Origin of the sequence: Bacillus sp. Brlt_9 (assembly GCF_051948935.1) — a bacterium.
In the GTDB taxonomy this organism is placed as follows: domain Bacteria; phylum Bacillota; class Bacilli; order Bacillales; family Bacillaceae_G; genus Bacillus_A.
Genome location: NZ_JAYJLO010000003.1, coordinates 567,978 through 580,383 on the forward strand (window position 1 = coordinate 567,978; position 12,406 = coordinate 580,383).

Here is a 12,406-nt window from a genome sequence, read left to right on the forward strand (position 1 = left end):
CCCTAGACTATGATGGAATTCAGTTAATTATTGTTTCTGTATTATACACTTTTCAGTTGAGATAAAACTACCTTGAGGTATGAGTGATATTGTGAGAGTCACAAAAATTTAATATCTGAATAAAGGTTATAGGAACACCCGGACAGAATTTATTAAACTTATAAACCTTATTGGGGGTGTTTTAATGGAGCAGACACTTTATATATTCTTTAATGAAGAAATAGACGTTAAGGAATGTAGAATAGATATAGAAGCATCGAATGCTGAAGTACTAGAGATCGAATTAGAGAATCGAGAATATCTAGTTACAGTGAACTTAAAAGATACGGTTGAGGGGTTTATAAACAAATTTGTAAAGACGAAAAGTTATTTATACACAAGCTTTTCGGGATCTCTTGAATTTTTAGAGCAAGTTAATAATAAAAGTGTGATTTGGAACAGAGCTAATATCGATAAAATACTCTGTAATTTGGGTTATTCAAAAAAATATATGGAGTTAGAATTTGATAATGCTGCTTTGTGCAGATTGCTAGATGAAGATATGGTAGAAATCGAAACTGTTTTATTACCCGTTTATGCGGACGTAGAAATAACTAATATATTGGATCAATCCGAAAGTCTCGGAAATCATAAAAGTAAACAGCTTCGCGCTGCAATGTCTTGGTTGAAACGAAAAAATGGTGTTATTCCCGAATATATTATGTCAAAGAATGGGGTATATTCGAAAGAGGATAATGTACGTATTAAGATAGGTGAAGCGAATCCCAGGGTTATTATTTCTAGTCTAGAAAAAGGTGAGTTCTACGGTGTTATACCAATTGCCGGAACCCCATATTCTACATTATATATATTTAAGCCCAAAGAAAGTTTTATAGAACGTAATAGAAATATACAATCTATTAAAAGACTTATTCTCGGGGAAAATGAAAAAAAGAGAAAAAAAGAATTTAAAAAGTTTCTAAGTAATAGATTTAGGGTGATAACAAACCTTCATAATTATACAGAGGGCGATATCGTTGAATGGAATGATGATGAAGGCGTTCGTCAAAAGGGGATGTATAGTTACGAGGCAAATACATATGAAGATGCTGAAATGATATATCTAATGGAAAAGCACCTAACAAATGAAAGTATAAGAAATGAAAATGAAAATAGAAAGCTTATAACGAATTGGAAAGGTGTGTTAGGAGATAATGGCCCATTTACTATTGTTCACGTTACAAAGGTCTTGAAAAGGGAAGTTAGATATGAATACTTTGGGATTCCTACTAAAAAAATAATTAACTCAGTGTTATTGGATGAGGGTACTATTCTGGATGAAATTAAGAATTTTGCTATTGAAGCGGACTCAACAGGAAGTACCATAGGAATTGAATATAACCATAGAGATTATAGCAATGCGATGTACGATTCGGATAATGATAAAATCGTATTTTATGTAAACAGGATACATCATACAGCAGCTAAGAATTATATGGAAGAAGACATAACTTTGGCGGAGACAATAAACCTAATTGCATCTACGATGTACGGTAACGCTAGCAAAAGAGCAGAGAGTTTATTTAAAGAAATAATTGATCTTGCTTATGAGAAAAACGAAGCGACGTCTAAAATGAACAGCTATTTATATGATATACCAAGTGAAGAACTAGTGAGTGCTATTGAATATCTTATAAACGTTACCAAAGAATACTATAAGAAGTTAGTTTACTATAAGTATATTGTTTGGGTAGAAGGTAGGAAGTCTGTAGAGAGCTATTTACTTTATAAATATGACAGAGACGGATATAAATCGTATTTGGAAGTTTATGAGATGCAAGAGAAGGAATTAATAAAATTGAATATGAATCTAAATATTGCTCGTTCAGGCCTGATATTGGAGCAGGGACTTTCAATAGAACGATATTGAAATAAAAAAGCACTCCTATTAATGGGTGCTTTTAGTTTTATGTATTGATATTGAAGATATTATTAATCTTCGTCAGGAAGTGAAACAGTGAAGACGGGTTCACCATTGTCTCCTCCTAGAATTGTAGCTTTTAAATTAACAGTTGATTCTTCACCATTGCAAATTCTTACAATTGGATATAACATTTCAGAGTTTCCAGGAAGTCGTTTAGCTGCGTATACCAACATACTACAAATATCATACGTTTTCCAATCCATTGCTTTAGGATCTTTTTCGCTTTCATTATCAACCATAAAGTCAAAGACACGTTTTGTGATAGCGATTGGAATAGTAATACCCGCTTCTTTAGCTGTATTGCTGATATCAATTAGTGATCCATCAGCAATTGCTTCTGCTCTTGTATATGTATGTATAGCTGGTCCAAATATAGAATTCATAATAAAATCTCTCCTTAGATATATGTTTTATAGAGTATAGTGGGAATTTTGATACTTTAGTGGAAAAAAGGAAAAAAGTTATTTTACAAATTTTCAAGAAAAGAATGACCTTTGTATTAAAAAGTAGAGTAGTAATATATAAATAGATACATAAAAATGGTGGTGGTATACGATGTCTATGGAAGATAACCAAATTGCGGTATTATTAGAAACTCTTAGAGATAAAGTAAGTAATGCTTCTCAGGATGATGTAATTGTTCTAGATAAGAGTATAGTTACCGAAATTATAAAGTACATTAAAGAGAATGAAGAAATAGAAATAAAGGAAGACTCTGATTTAGCTGCGAGATACTGTAGGCGGGTGGAATTACCTGAAGACCAGTGGATAACAAAGGATCCGAAGCAACCACTTCAAGATTGGTATAAAGAAAGAAAACAAGAAAGATTAAATAAAAAATAACCCAAGAGCGGGTTATTTTTTTAAACCGAAAAAACTTGATAATGATCTTTTGGGTGATGAATTCTTGAGTTCTTCAGTAATCTCTTTGCGAATTCTGTCTCTATTAGATTTAAACTGTATATTTTCGTTTTTACCAGTGCCATACAATTGTTCTTTTGTTTGATTAACAAAAAATGAAACGTCAAGAGATTGGAAAGGTTTATAATCATCTGAAGTAGGTAAGCCTTCAAGTGGATTATCGCCAAATAATCGTTTTTTAACTTCATTAATCTGATACTCGGTATCAATAGAATTAAAGACTTTATAATCATCCGAAGTAGGTATACCAGTAATAGGGATGCCTCCTAAAACAAAAGTATCTTTTTTGTTGTTATTAGAAATAGGGAAATCTATTATATTGTTCTGCATAGAGTCTTTATTGAAATCTTGTGATTTGTGGCTTCTAGAATTGTTCATTTGGAAAACCTCCTTTACATAATGTTGCTTAAACTACATTACTTATATATTATAAAATAAAAAGATTTACTTAGGATAAGTTTTTTTCTTAAGTGTGACGAGATTTTCGTGCGGTAAGGTTTTGTAAAGGTGCATATATGGGCAAAACGACTGTTTTAATAGTTGATTTTATTCCTAACTAACCACTATATAGTTGTAAGACAGTTTCCTCGAAGCTGAACCAAGCATACCAGTTCTTAAGATCACCCTGTGGGTTAAGATTTTGTCCGGTCATATCTTCAAAATGCTCTTTGAGTTCCATAATTTCATCGTAATATGTATCAAACCATTTTTGTGTATCGGTATAGTATATTAATTCCGTTACAATTCCGCTTTGGCAGCCATATTGTAAAACCTCTTCAGCAAATTCTATGCCGCCATTGTTTTCTATTATTTCTTTGACTGCTAGTTGTAAATTATTCATAACACATCCCTCCTCATAAAAGAGCCAGAAACTTTATATAAGTATAGACTCAATAATTTTTTATTTGAAAAGTATTCAAAATATAAAAGGAGGTTTTCGAATGAGTTATATGGATGCAATTAAGGTATATGGAGAAGATATTCAGGATTTTGATATGAGCCCGTTCGAATTGGTTGAAACGTTACAGTGGAGAAGTCACATTGTAAAGGTATATGATCGATTATCAATTGAGGAAAAAGAACAATTAGCATTGTATGATTTGATTTTGCTATCAAATGCTAAAAAAACATATGAACATCTTAGAGGGGGATATAATTTCCCTGCTAATAAGCCTATTGAAGAGTGGTGGTGGCATCTAGATAAAGTTACAACGGGTGGTATTGTATTTAATGCTGCTGCAACAAATAGCAAGTAACTTAATACAGTATTAAGTTGCGATTATAATAAGCCAATGTTCTAAGACTTATCGATTCGATGAGTCTTTTTTTGCCCTTTATAGAAGTAGAAACTTGTTTTGTTTGCATTCCAAAATGAATATTCTTTGTGATAAACAAAAGAATTGTAATAAGAGAGATTAATATATGTAAGTCCGCTAGCATTAGATGAAAATTTGGAATAAAGGGGGAGTAATATGGAACAGTATAAGCTTTGCTATATAGCCTATGACTGTTGGGCGTATTTCACAACATTACCATTAGAAGAGCAGAAAGGTGAAAAGTGGTATAAATCTCCTTATCAGTGTAACGCGGGTTCACCTGAAAAATATGATGTTAAGAAACACGAAAAGCCTTACAAAATTCTTAAAGTAGCGTTTGAATCTAATCATTATCCACCTTGTGAATTAAGTAAGTCATATTCTGTTGAGGATATAAATAATAAGAACATACCTTGGTTAAGTAGACCACCTGAGTGTAGAGAATGTGTGGATGATTTCCCACATATATATGCTGGGGAAAGCCTTGAAGGTTTTATTAAGAAAATAAAGAGTTCTGGTGGAGAGGTTTACTTGAAAGTAGAATAGGGTTAATACATCTATTATTAAAATATAAAAAGAAAATGTAAACTCGATCCACATTTTCTTTTTATATTTATGAATTTGGTCGCTTAGTTCTTGTTCGGATTGTAATCACTTACTACTTTCGATATTTTACTGAAACAATACTTTTCAAACTCACCAAAAGGAATCCAAATATCTCTAGCTATAATTTCCTCATATACTTGTCGAATAACTTCATCGCGAGCCTCTCTTGGGAGTTTTATATTCATATTTAATTCCTTCATCTTCGAATGGTAACTGTTCCTAAATACAACCAAAATCCATTCTTTTTGCTTCTGTTTAAGGTGAGAAAATCCCTTGTCAGTTTGAATTGTTCTTCCATTAACATTAATGTGATTTTTCATTTTTAACCCCCAAACTAATATTTATTTAAGATGAAACAATTGTATTTATTATTTTGATTAAATTTTACTACTAATTTAAGTAAATATAAAAAAACCTATTCAAAATGAATAGGTTAATATACTTTATATAGAATCATAAATGAGTTGATACGAAGGTCTGCCGCCTATGAAACTAGGGGACATTTGGTTCCAATATTTTGTTTTTGGAGCGAAAAAATACTGGTAAAAATTATATATGCTGTGTGTATCTGGAGATCCGTCAGGTTTATCGAATTTTACATCACGTCCAAAATCAAAAAGAAGCCAGTTTGCGATTTTATCACCTTTTACATTATAATTGACAGTTTTTGAATCGTAAATCGGCGTGGTTTTTAGTAAACCTGGCGCATTGTAGGTATAAGTGAATCCTATATCTTTATCAAAAGTTTTTGCAACACTTTGAGCTAGATGACCACCTAAAGAGTGACCTACAACAATAAACTTTTCTTTTGGAAATAATCGATTGACTTTACCAATAAGCTTTTCTGCATATATCTGTGTAACTGTTCCTTTATTTACAGAAATAGATAAATCAACCCCTATATCGGCACCGGATTCTGTTCCTCGGAATGCGATAACCACTTCACCTGTTACAGTGTTGTAAAATGCATATCCTTGTAAATCATATTTAAGATATACATCATAGGCTAATTGTGAATCAAAATCGTCTCTAGTCAAAAAGGTTAGAAGTTTAAACGAATCCATTAAATAAGTATTCATAAAATCATTAACATTTATTGGATTTCCTAATGAATCTTTCTGATACATATAGAGTTTTTTCTGTATTGACTCAAATCTTGAAACGAATTTAGGAAACTTACTTTTGTTTGAAAAATCAAAAGAAGAGAAAGGGGTTCCTCCACCAATATTTTCTAAATCTTCATAAGCTAAACTAGCTAAATTCAAAAATTGTACTTGACGTAGTTCGTCCGAAAATACATTAATTACATTTGTAGAGGCGTTTAAGTGAACTTTAGCATCAAATAATTCGAAAAATCGAATTGGAACTCTAACAACGCCATTTACGTCCCTGGAGGGTGCTTGCATATTCACAGCCTTACTACCAAAATAAACAGTTGAACTACCAACTTTGTGTGTAACTTTTTCCAACTTGTAAGGGTGTGTTAAAGTAATTGTTCCGTTTGAATAGGTTAAATTTAAACCAAGTTTTTCAGCGATTGGTCTAACCGGTACAAAAGTGGTTGCATCTTCTTTAAAAGGTTCTCTACCTTCAAAATTAATGATTTGACCATCTACTTTTACCATAGTGGTGGTAGCTGCTTGTGAATGATTAACTAGTCCAGTTAATAATCCAAATACTAAAACAGTTGAAAAGAAAAGAATTTTTTTAAGCATTTTGTTGCTCCTTAATAGTTTATTCTTGCAAATGTTCTTTACAAGTTATAGAAATTATAGTGGGATAATTTTTATAATGTGAAAAAAAATAAAAATAATCGATTGTCTAAGTGAATAGAAAAACCGTACACTTTTACAAATAGGTATAAACCATATTACAAATGTTACAATATGAAGTAGCTACAACATTTTTTCTTTATGGTGAACCAATTGCAACTAACATAAAACGTAAGTTTATCAGCAAGTGATGTAACTAAATGGCCCAACTAAATAGTTTGGTAACTGTCCGTGCAGGGCACGAATGGAATAATTCAATTAGTGGTCGTACTTGAGGAAAGAGTGTCCTAATTACAAATAAAAGAATGTATAAAAACACATTCAAAATTAGTGAATGTGTTTTTTAGTTTACTATTTTTATTTAAAACTTTTTGAAACAATTTCTTCAATCTCTTTATTTGAAAGAGAGGAGTTGTCTAATAAAAACTTTATTGTTTCTTCAGATTTATTCCCTTTAATTGCTTTTTCTAAAAGCTCTCTATCTCTATTCTTTCTAATGATTAAATTTGTAATTGATTTTTGCTCTAATTCGGCGATGACACCCTCAGTCTGGTTTGTAGGATCAATTTCATTGTTCAGGGCTTTTCTTACGAGTTCCTCGGTTTCTTCATCAGTTCTATTGATATTCTTATCACTATTATAATCCTTGTAAAATAAACTGAAATCATATATATCGTGTATGATTTCGCGGTTGGATTTTGTGTCTTTTTTTAACTCGATAGCACGAATGGACCTTTTGTAAAGTCCTTCTAGTAAGTCGGTAAGTAGCTCTACAAACCTTGCTAACTCTGTATTGCTTTTCATAATGTTGTAGATGTTACAGCAAATAACAGTGTTACTACTAGTATAATTCTTTTTACTGTCTAGACGCTCCACGCTAAATTTGAATAAATCATAAACTTCTTTTTCTATGGGATAAGGGTCTTCTGGATTCTTTTTATACATTTGTATGCCGCTATATTTACACTTTTCTTTTTGCTTAAAAAACTTATCTCTTATAAATTTTGCAAAGGCAATTTCATTTGGGAAATGGGCAGTATGCCTTCTATCATCGCTCATAATTTTCCCAGCCCGCACCCAAAAGGGGAGGCAATCCCGACAACTTGTTGGCTTGTTTGTTTTATAAGGGGTTTCATTTCCGCAAATTTTACAGATTACTACCTTTTTCTTAGCCATATTTGTTCCTCCTAATATCTCATTGCTTTTACAGTATAAAATAATATCAAAATTTTAGGTATAAACAAGAAAGAAAAATTATGGATTATTCAAAAAGTTATTTGTACTAAAAAAGAAAATAAAATTATACTTTAGTAGAATGAAAAGAATATTGTTTCTACTGAAGATATATCTTTTTTTCTTTACTAGAAAAACAATTAGCTGGAAAAATAAATTATATTCTCTAGTATGTATTTTTGTAGTTCCAAAAAGTAAGGGTAAAAACAGATAAAATACAGTGGGTAGAGTATGCTAGAAATAGTTATTTTCGGCAGTTTCTCTAAAGTGGCCTAATCCCTAGAGACACAAGGGATTGAGGGTGTTTTTTTAAGAAATAAAAAAATAGCGTTTTTTTACCCCTTTTTTCGAGGGGAAACAGGCATATTTGCACCCTGAAGTTGGTTGAAAAGAAATAATAGATATTAAAATAAGCACAAAAAGGGGTCTAGAACGCGTTTTTGTATACTGAAGCGATTAACCTATTTGCTTGGCTTTTGAAAATGGTATGTAAGAGGTGTATTTTAGTATCGAATTCTTGGGATTATCTTTAGTAGAGATAAAAAGATATTTCTTTACTAGAAAAACATAAGTTGTTCGTTCTACTAAATAAATAATATTTTTTCATTAGTAAAATATAATATTGGATCTTTCTAGTGAAGAATAAAAAGTTGTTCTTTAGTAATAAAATAATAGAAAAAAATGCATATCTATATATTAGTTGTTGTTGATATAAATGTGAATTAATTTGAAATTCATTTAATTGTAGATTAATTAAAGAATTAATATTTATATGTATAATGAATCAAACTGAAGGGGGGAAATCAATGAATTTATTCCGTTTGTCATTTAAAGAGGAAAAGGGGAGTCTTTTTGAATATATAATCTTGCTCGCATTTGTTGGTGTGGCAGCAGTATTAATTGTTCCCCATTTAAAAGAATTTCTTGTTGAAACATATAACAAAAGTATTAATAATATTGAAGTTGGGATATCGGGTGGCAGTGGCTCTAATAATCAAGGAGGAGGGGGCGGAGGAGAAGTACCCCTTAAGTATAAATTTGTATTCGATGGAACGAATTATATTCAGTTAAATGATAACTTAATGTACTTCGGTAACGATTCAAATGACTTTTCATTAGAAGGCTGGTTCCGTTTGGAGACAGACAAAACTGCTGCTGTATTTGGCAAGAATGGAAGTCGTCCGCAAGAAAATTATCTGTTAATGGGCTTCTGGGGCAAAGGTTATCATCTAGCTACATCATTTGATAATAGATATGATACGCCATTTGTAAGGAAGAAGTATGAAAAAGTACATTTAGCTTGGGTTGTTAAAAAAAATGTACTAAAAATATACGAGAATGGAATAGATGTATGGACTACTAATATAACGGGGCGAGTCCCATATACTGATGAAGCTGCTCCAACATTAGGTATGGAAACAGATAATGGCTTATCATTAAAATCCGATTTCTTTGTAGGTACAATGGATCAAGTGAGACTATATAATAGGGCGCTAAGTGAATCGGAGGTACAAGGAAATATGAAAGGTAGCGTTGTAAAAACGGGAATAGCCGCTGAATATCTATTTAATGATGGATCAGGTGACACAATAAAAGATTCAAGCGGGAACGGTAATCACGCAAAAATAATAGGAAACCAAAATTGGAAAACCATATAGATTCTAAGGTTTATCGATATATAAATGACTAATAAAGAGAGACCGTTTTGGTACTCTCTTTATTAGTATGATGTAAGTATTTCCTATATTTTAGGCATAGCTGAAAATAAGTTCTATAATGATTATATAAATGAAGATAAATTGTTCGAGGTAAAAAAGGGTTAAAAGGAGAAAAATGATGAAACCGGTTGAAAAGGGACAAACCTTATTTGTAAGTAAAACTACTCGTTTAGGGAGTGAACCAAATTTAAGTGAATACATTGTAAGGAGGGTAACTACAACAGGGTTTTATGCTAATAAAAAGGGCAGTACGCTTTCCCATAGATTTAATAAAAAAACAATGGAACATAAGAATAGAATGGGAGAGCATTATAAAGCGTACCTGAATGAGAGTGAGTATTACGAAACGATAGATGTGAAAGCAGAGACTGAAAGATTAAAGTCTGAGATTAAAAATGGTATTGAGGATCTTGATGTTGAATTACTGCGCGAAATTAAGAATTTATTAACTAATAATCCTAAAAAATAAAGTGGAAAACGTAATGAATTTCAGTCATTGCGTTTTTTTTGTTTTTTTTAACTAAATCTTTTTTTAGATGGTAGTATATCAAAAACATAAAACACGGGGGAATACAGGATGATTACAGAACTTACTAAGGAATTTTTACAGCAAGAGGAAAAAGATAATGCGGAGAAAATGTTAATTGAGGACCAAATTGAACAAAAAAGAAGAAGCATTCAGAGATTACAGGAACAGCTAGATAGATTGGAAGCTAAGAAAATGGATGACAATGAAAATGGTTGGATTCATTCTATCTTAGTACCATTCAGTAAAGTAATTGCTGAGAAGCTTGGTTGGACATATGAAATTTGTGGGCCTTTCGGAGAAGACTCAAGAGTAACAATATACTTTTACGAGAATCCAGAGGTAGCACTTGTAGCTCAAACAACAAAATCAATTACAATAGTTCCGAAATACATTAAGAGCGGACAATTACATTATGATACTGGAAAAAGAAGAAGCGGTGTTGTAATTAAAAATCCGTTCACTGCTGGATTAAATGGTAATATGAATGAAATTCTTCCTATTCCAGATTCATTAGAAAAAGTTATTGAAATTCTTGATAAAAACCTTTGGGTCAAATAAATATAAAAAAGGCAACCATCTATGGTTAGCCTTTTTAAAATAAGTAGTTTCTTTTTGTGTGTTCGTTTTGAAATACACTTACTACATTGCTATGTTTTTGAATCTCCACTTGATATTGGTTAAAAACAATTTTAAAAAAGTGAGTAAACAGTGAATTGATTTTTTCGATCGCCGATTGAGATGTTATGTTTTGAGCGTTATCTATAAAATAAAGTTGTTCTATTTCGTCGAACCTCCCGTAATCAATGGTATGGAACATAGCATCATTTATAATGCATTGAGAATAATAAATTTGATACTTGTTTTTTTTATATTTAATTATTAAGCCTTCATCCCGCAGGTAGACAGCGTTACTAGAGGCGCCGATAGCAGTTCTTGTACTAGGATTGTATTGTATAAAATCGATTATTTTAAAGTGTTTTAAAAAATGGATTTGTTTAATTTCATCAGTAAAATGATTTTTAAGTATGAGTATTGGTTCTTTACTTAAACTTTTCAAATGCTGATAAAACCTATGATCTTTTATAATACTTTTCCAAATTGATTGTGCCCAAGTAGTTCCTTTGTTTTTGAACCAGTGTTCAAAAGGAGTTTCTTTGATAGTAGTTAAAGAATCGTTTTTGTATCCTTTGGCCTGTCGTTTTGGGTTTATATATATGTAATGGTGTTTGTCCTTAGTATGACACCAATTGTTATTCAGTAATAAAGATTTATGTTTCGTCCAGTAGCTTTTGCTTTTCTTTTCAGAGTAATACGGATCAAAGGTCTCTGTATTGCCACACGAGTATATGATTACATCCATTCTATTTTGAAGTATTGAAAGAACGTTATTTTCTTTTTCGAAACTAAAATATTTTTCATCAATATGTATTTTGTTTAAAAAATATAAGTAACCATTTTTTCCTTTTAAAATACCGGGAAAAGCATCTAAGAATGTCCATAATTGATAGCATAATTGCGAAACGTCTTCGAACTCAATTTCAGAATCCTTGTTTGTTAAGATGTCGTTTACGAAATAAGGTATGGATATTCTATAACCGGTAACGGTTCCAATGGTTATTCCATTATCTTTAATGTTGAACCAATAATCATCAATAAAGGATGATTGTCTACATAAGTCGTGCGCTTTGTTCGTTTGTTTCCTTTTAATTAACTTCATCACTAACTCCTTTCTTTAAAATTTGATTATCTGATATACTCCTATCTATTTTAACAAATATAAGAAAATAATGTTATCCTCGCTTCTTAAAGTAGATATGGCGATGTCTCAGCTTCGTTATTATGTGTATATATAAAATATAATATTATTTTAAATGGGAACTTAAGGGTTTTTCACCTAAATCGTAAAAAAACGCATTTCCTAAAAGGTTAAATGCGTTTAAAATTTTTAATTATATGTATTGAATGATACCGTTAGGAAAGATTCAATCGATAAGGAATGATTAGAAATCCATTGTCGCTCTCTGTTTATTCATTGAAGTAATTTTGATTTGGTGAGCTTTTGGATCCAATTTAAATAGCCGTTCTAATTTTGTACTATTCATATAATAAAAAGGTGTATCCATAAGATCATTGATTTCTTCTCTGTGTTCTATTAATAAGCCTTCTTTCTTTTTTATTTCATACAAATTACTATCTAATTGTTTTAAACGCTCAAAATCCTCATCAGTCATTAAGTGGTATGGTTTGTATACTAAATCATCTAATTCTGCTACATAATTTTCTTTCACGTTCTGGTTCCTCCTTAGCAGTTGGTTACTGCTTTGATTTTTAATGATTATACAGATGTA

General features: G+C 31.2%; 15 protein-coding genes. 7 read left to right on the forward strand and 8 right to left on the reverse strand.

Translation table 11 applies throughout. The annotated features are described in order from the left end of the window. The first annotated feature begins 184 nt into the window (after nt 1–184). Entirely contained in the window at nt 185–1,909 is a 1,725-nt protein-coding gene (locus tag VF726_RS15470) for a hypothetical protein (protein ID WP_440169720.1), read from the forward strand. A 62-nt stretch (nt 1,910–1,971) separates the two neighbouring features. Here the strand turns inward: VF726_RS15470 and VF726_RS15475 are convergent, their stop codons facing one another. Beyond that, nucleotides 1,972–2,346 carry a DUF6573 family protein gene (locus tag VF726_RS15475; protein ID WP_440169722.1) on the reverse strand — a complete coding sequence of 125 codons (375 nt, stop codon included), beginning with the start codon at nt 2,344–2,346 and terminating at the stop codon, nt 1,972–1,974. A 172-nt stretch (nt 2,347–2,518) separates the two neighbouring features. Here VF726_RS15475 and VF726_RS15480 point away from each other — a divergent pair, with 172 nt between their 5' ends. Further along, nucleotides 2,519–2,806 carry a hypothetical protein gene (locus VF726_RS15480; protein ID WP_440169724.1) on the forward strand — a complete coding sequence of 96 codons (288 nt, stop codon included), beginning with the start codon at nt 2,519–2,521 and terminating at the stop codon, nt 2,804–2,806. A gap of 12 nt (nt 2,807–2,818) precedes the next feature. Here the strand turns inward: VF726_RS15480 and VF726_RS15485 are convergent, their stop codons facing one another. Together VF726_RS15485 and VF726_RS15490 are read right to left on the reverse strand one after the other, a co-directional pair. Continuing rightward, nucleotides 2,819–3,262 carry a hypothetical protein gene (locus VF726_RS15485; protein WP_440169726.1) on the reverse strand — a complete coding sequence of 148 codons (444 nt, stop codon included), beginning with the start codon at nt 3,260–3,262 and terminating at the stop codon, nt 2,819–2,821. 178 nt (nt 3,263–3,440) lie between these two features. Then, nucleotides 3,441–3,725 carry a DUF7222 domain-containing protein gene (locus VF726_RS15490; protein WP_440169728.1) on the reverse strand — a complete coding sequence of 95 codons (285 nt, stop codon included), beginning with the start codon at nt 3,723–3,725 and terminating at the stop codon, nt 3,441–3,443. Between the two features lie 100 nt (nt 3,726–3,825). Between VF726_RS15490 and VF726_RS15495 the strand changes: the two genes are divergently transcribed. Both VF726_RS15495 and VF726_RS15500 read left to right on the forward strand, forming a co-directional pair. Beyond that, nucleotides 3,826–4,140 carry a hypothetical protein gene (locus VF726_RS15495; RefSeq protein WP_440169731.1) on the forward strand — a complete coding sequence of 105 codons (315 nt, stop codon included), beginning with the start codon at nt 3,826–3,828 and terminating at the stop codon, nt 4,138–4,140. 216 nt (nt 4,141–4,356) lie between these two features. Beyond that, a complete protein-coding gene (locus VF726_RS15500) occupies nt 4,357–4,746 on the forward strand; it encodes a hypothetical protein (protein ID WP_440169733.1) in 390 nt (129 codons plus the stop codon). Nucleotides 4,747–4,829: 83 nt separating this feature from the next. Here VF726_RS15500 and VF726_RS15505 read toward each other — a convergent pair whose 3' ends face one another. The 3 genes from VF726_RS15505 to VF726_RS15515 all read right to left on the reverse strand — a co-directional run bounded on the left by VF726_RS15505 (nt 4,830) and on the right by VF726_RS15515 (nt 7,754). After that, nucleotides 4,830–5,126: a hypothetical protein gene (locus tag VF726_RS15505; protein WP_440169735.1), complete on the reverse strand. Its 297-nt coding sequence runs from the start codon at nt 5,124–5,126 to the stop codon at nt 4,830–4,832. A gap of 123 nt (nt 5,127–5,249) precedes the next feature. Continuing rightward, entirely contained in the window at nt 5,250–6,521 is a 1,272-nt protein-coding gene (locus VF726_RS15510; protein WP_440169737.1) for a stalk domain-containing protein, read from the reverse strand. Between the two features lie 414 nt (nt 6,522–6,935). Then, the gene (locus VF726_RS15515; protein ID WP_440169740.1) at nt 6,936–7,754 is read right to left on the reverse strand and encodes a hypothetical protein; all 819 of its coding nucleotides are present in this window, start codon (nt 7,752–7,754) and stop codon (nt 6,936–6,938) included. A gap of 863 nt (nt 7,755–8,617) precedes the next feature. Between VF726_RS15515 and VF726_RS15520 the strand changes: the two genes are divergently transcribed. From VF726_RS15520 to VF726_RS15530, 3 genes are all read left to right on the forward strand, one after another. After that, entirely contained in the window at nt 8,618–9,469 is an 852-nt protein-coding gene (locus tag VF726_RS15520) for a LamG domain-containing protein (RefSeq protein ID WP_440169742.1), read from the forward strand. A gap of 178 nt (nt 9,470–9,647) precedes the next feature. Beyond that, the gene (locus VF726_RS15525; protein ID WP_440169744.1) at nt 9,648–9,998 is read left to right on the forward strand and encodes a beta barrel domain-containing protein; all 351 of its coding nucleotides are present in this window, start codon (nt 9,648–9,650) and stop codon (nt 9,996–9,998) included. Nucleotides 9,999–10,106: 108 nt separating this feature from the next. Continuing rightward, nucleotides 10,107–10,616, forward strand: a complete 510-nt coding sequence (locus VF726_RS15530; protein ID WP_440169747.1) for a hypothetical protein — start codon at nt 10,107–10,109, stop codon at nt 10,614–10,616. A gap of 34 nt (nt 10,617–10,650) precedes the next feature. Here VF726_RS15530 and VF726_RS15535 read toward each other — a convergent pair whose 3' ends face one another. After that, a complete protein-coding gene (locus VF726_RS15535) occupies nt 10,651–11,775 on the reverse strand; it encodes a hypothetical protein (RefSeq protein WP_440169750.1) in 1,125 nt (374 codons plus the stop codon). Nucleotides 11,776–12,058: 283 nt separating this feature from the next. Further along, nucleotides 12,059–12,346, reverse strand: a complete 288-nt coding sequence (locus tag VF726_RS15540) for a hypothetical protein (protein ID WP_440169752.1) — start codon at nt 12,344–12,346, stop codon at nt 12,059–12,061. Nucleotides 12,347–12,406 lie beyond the last annotated feature (60 nt).

Excerpts from the sequence above, each read along its gene's own strand:
- VF726_RS15505 (WP_440169735.1), bottom strand. The coding sequence starts at position 5,126 with ATGAAAAATCACATTAATGTTAATGGAAGAACAATTCAAACTGACAAG.
- VF726_RS15500 (WP_440169733.1), top strand. The coding sequence starts at position 4,357 with ATGGAACAGTATAAGCTTTGCTATATAGCCTATGACTGTTGGGCGTAT.
- VF726_RS15520 (WP_440169742.1), top strand. The coding sequence starts at position 8,618 with ATGAATTTATTCCGTTTGTCATTTAAAGAGGAAAAGGGGAGTCTTTTT.
- VF726_RS15525 (WP_440169744.1), top strand. The coding sequence starts at position 9,648 with ATGAAACCGGTTGAAAAGGGACAAACCTTATTTGTAAGTAAAACTACT.
- VF726_RS15495 (WP_440169731.1), top strand. The coding sequence starts at position 3,826 with ATGAGTTATATGGATGCAATTAAGGTATATGGAGAAGATATTCAGGAT.
- VF726_RS15535 (WP_440169750.1), bottom strand. The coding sequence starts at position 11,775 with ATGAAGTTAATTAAAAGGAAACAAACGAACAAAGCGCACGACTTATGT.
- VF726_RS15510 (WP_440169737.1), bottom strand. The coding sequence starts at position 6,521 with ATGCTTAAAAAAATTCTTTTCTTTTCAACTGTTTTAGTATTTGGATTA.
- VF726_RS15515 (WP_440169740.1), bottom strand. The coding sequence starts at position 7,754 with ATGGCTAAGAAAAAGGTAGTAATCTGTAAAATTTGCGGAAATGAAACC.
- VF726_RS15530 (WP_440169747.1), top strand. The coding sequence starts at position 10,107 with ATGATTACAGAACTTACTAAGGAATTTTTACAGCAAGAGGAAAAAGAT.
- VF726_RS15470 (WP_440169720.1), top strand. The coding sequence starts at position 185 with ATGGAGCAGACACTTTATATATTCTTTAATGAAGAAATAGACGTTAAG.
- VF726_RS15475 (WP_440169722.1), bottom strand. The coding sequence starts at position 2,346 with ATGAATTCTATATTTGGACCAGCTATACATACATATACAAGAGCAGAA.
- VF726_RS15490 (WP_440169728.1), bottom strand. The coding sequence starts at position 3,725 with ATGAATAATTTACAACTAGCAGTCAAAGAAATAATAGAAAACAATGGC.
- VF726_RS15485 (WP_440169726.1), bottom strand. The coding sequence starts at position 3,262 with ATGAACAATTCTAGAAGCCACAAATCACAAGATTTCAATAAAGACTCT.
- VF726_RS15480 (WP_440169724.1), top strand. The coding sequence starts at position 2,519 with ATGTCTATGGAAGATAACCAAATTGCGGTATTATTAGAAACTCTTAGA.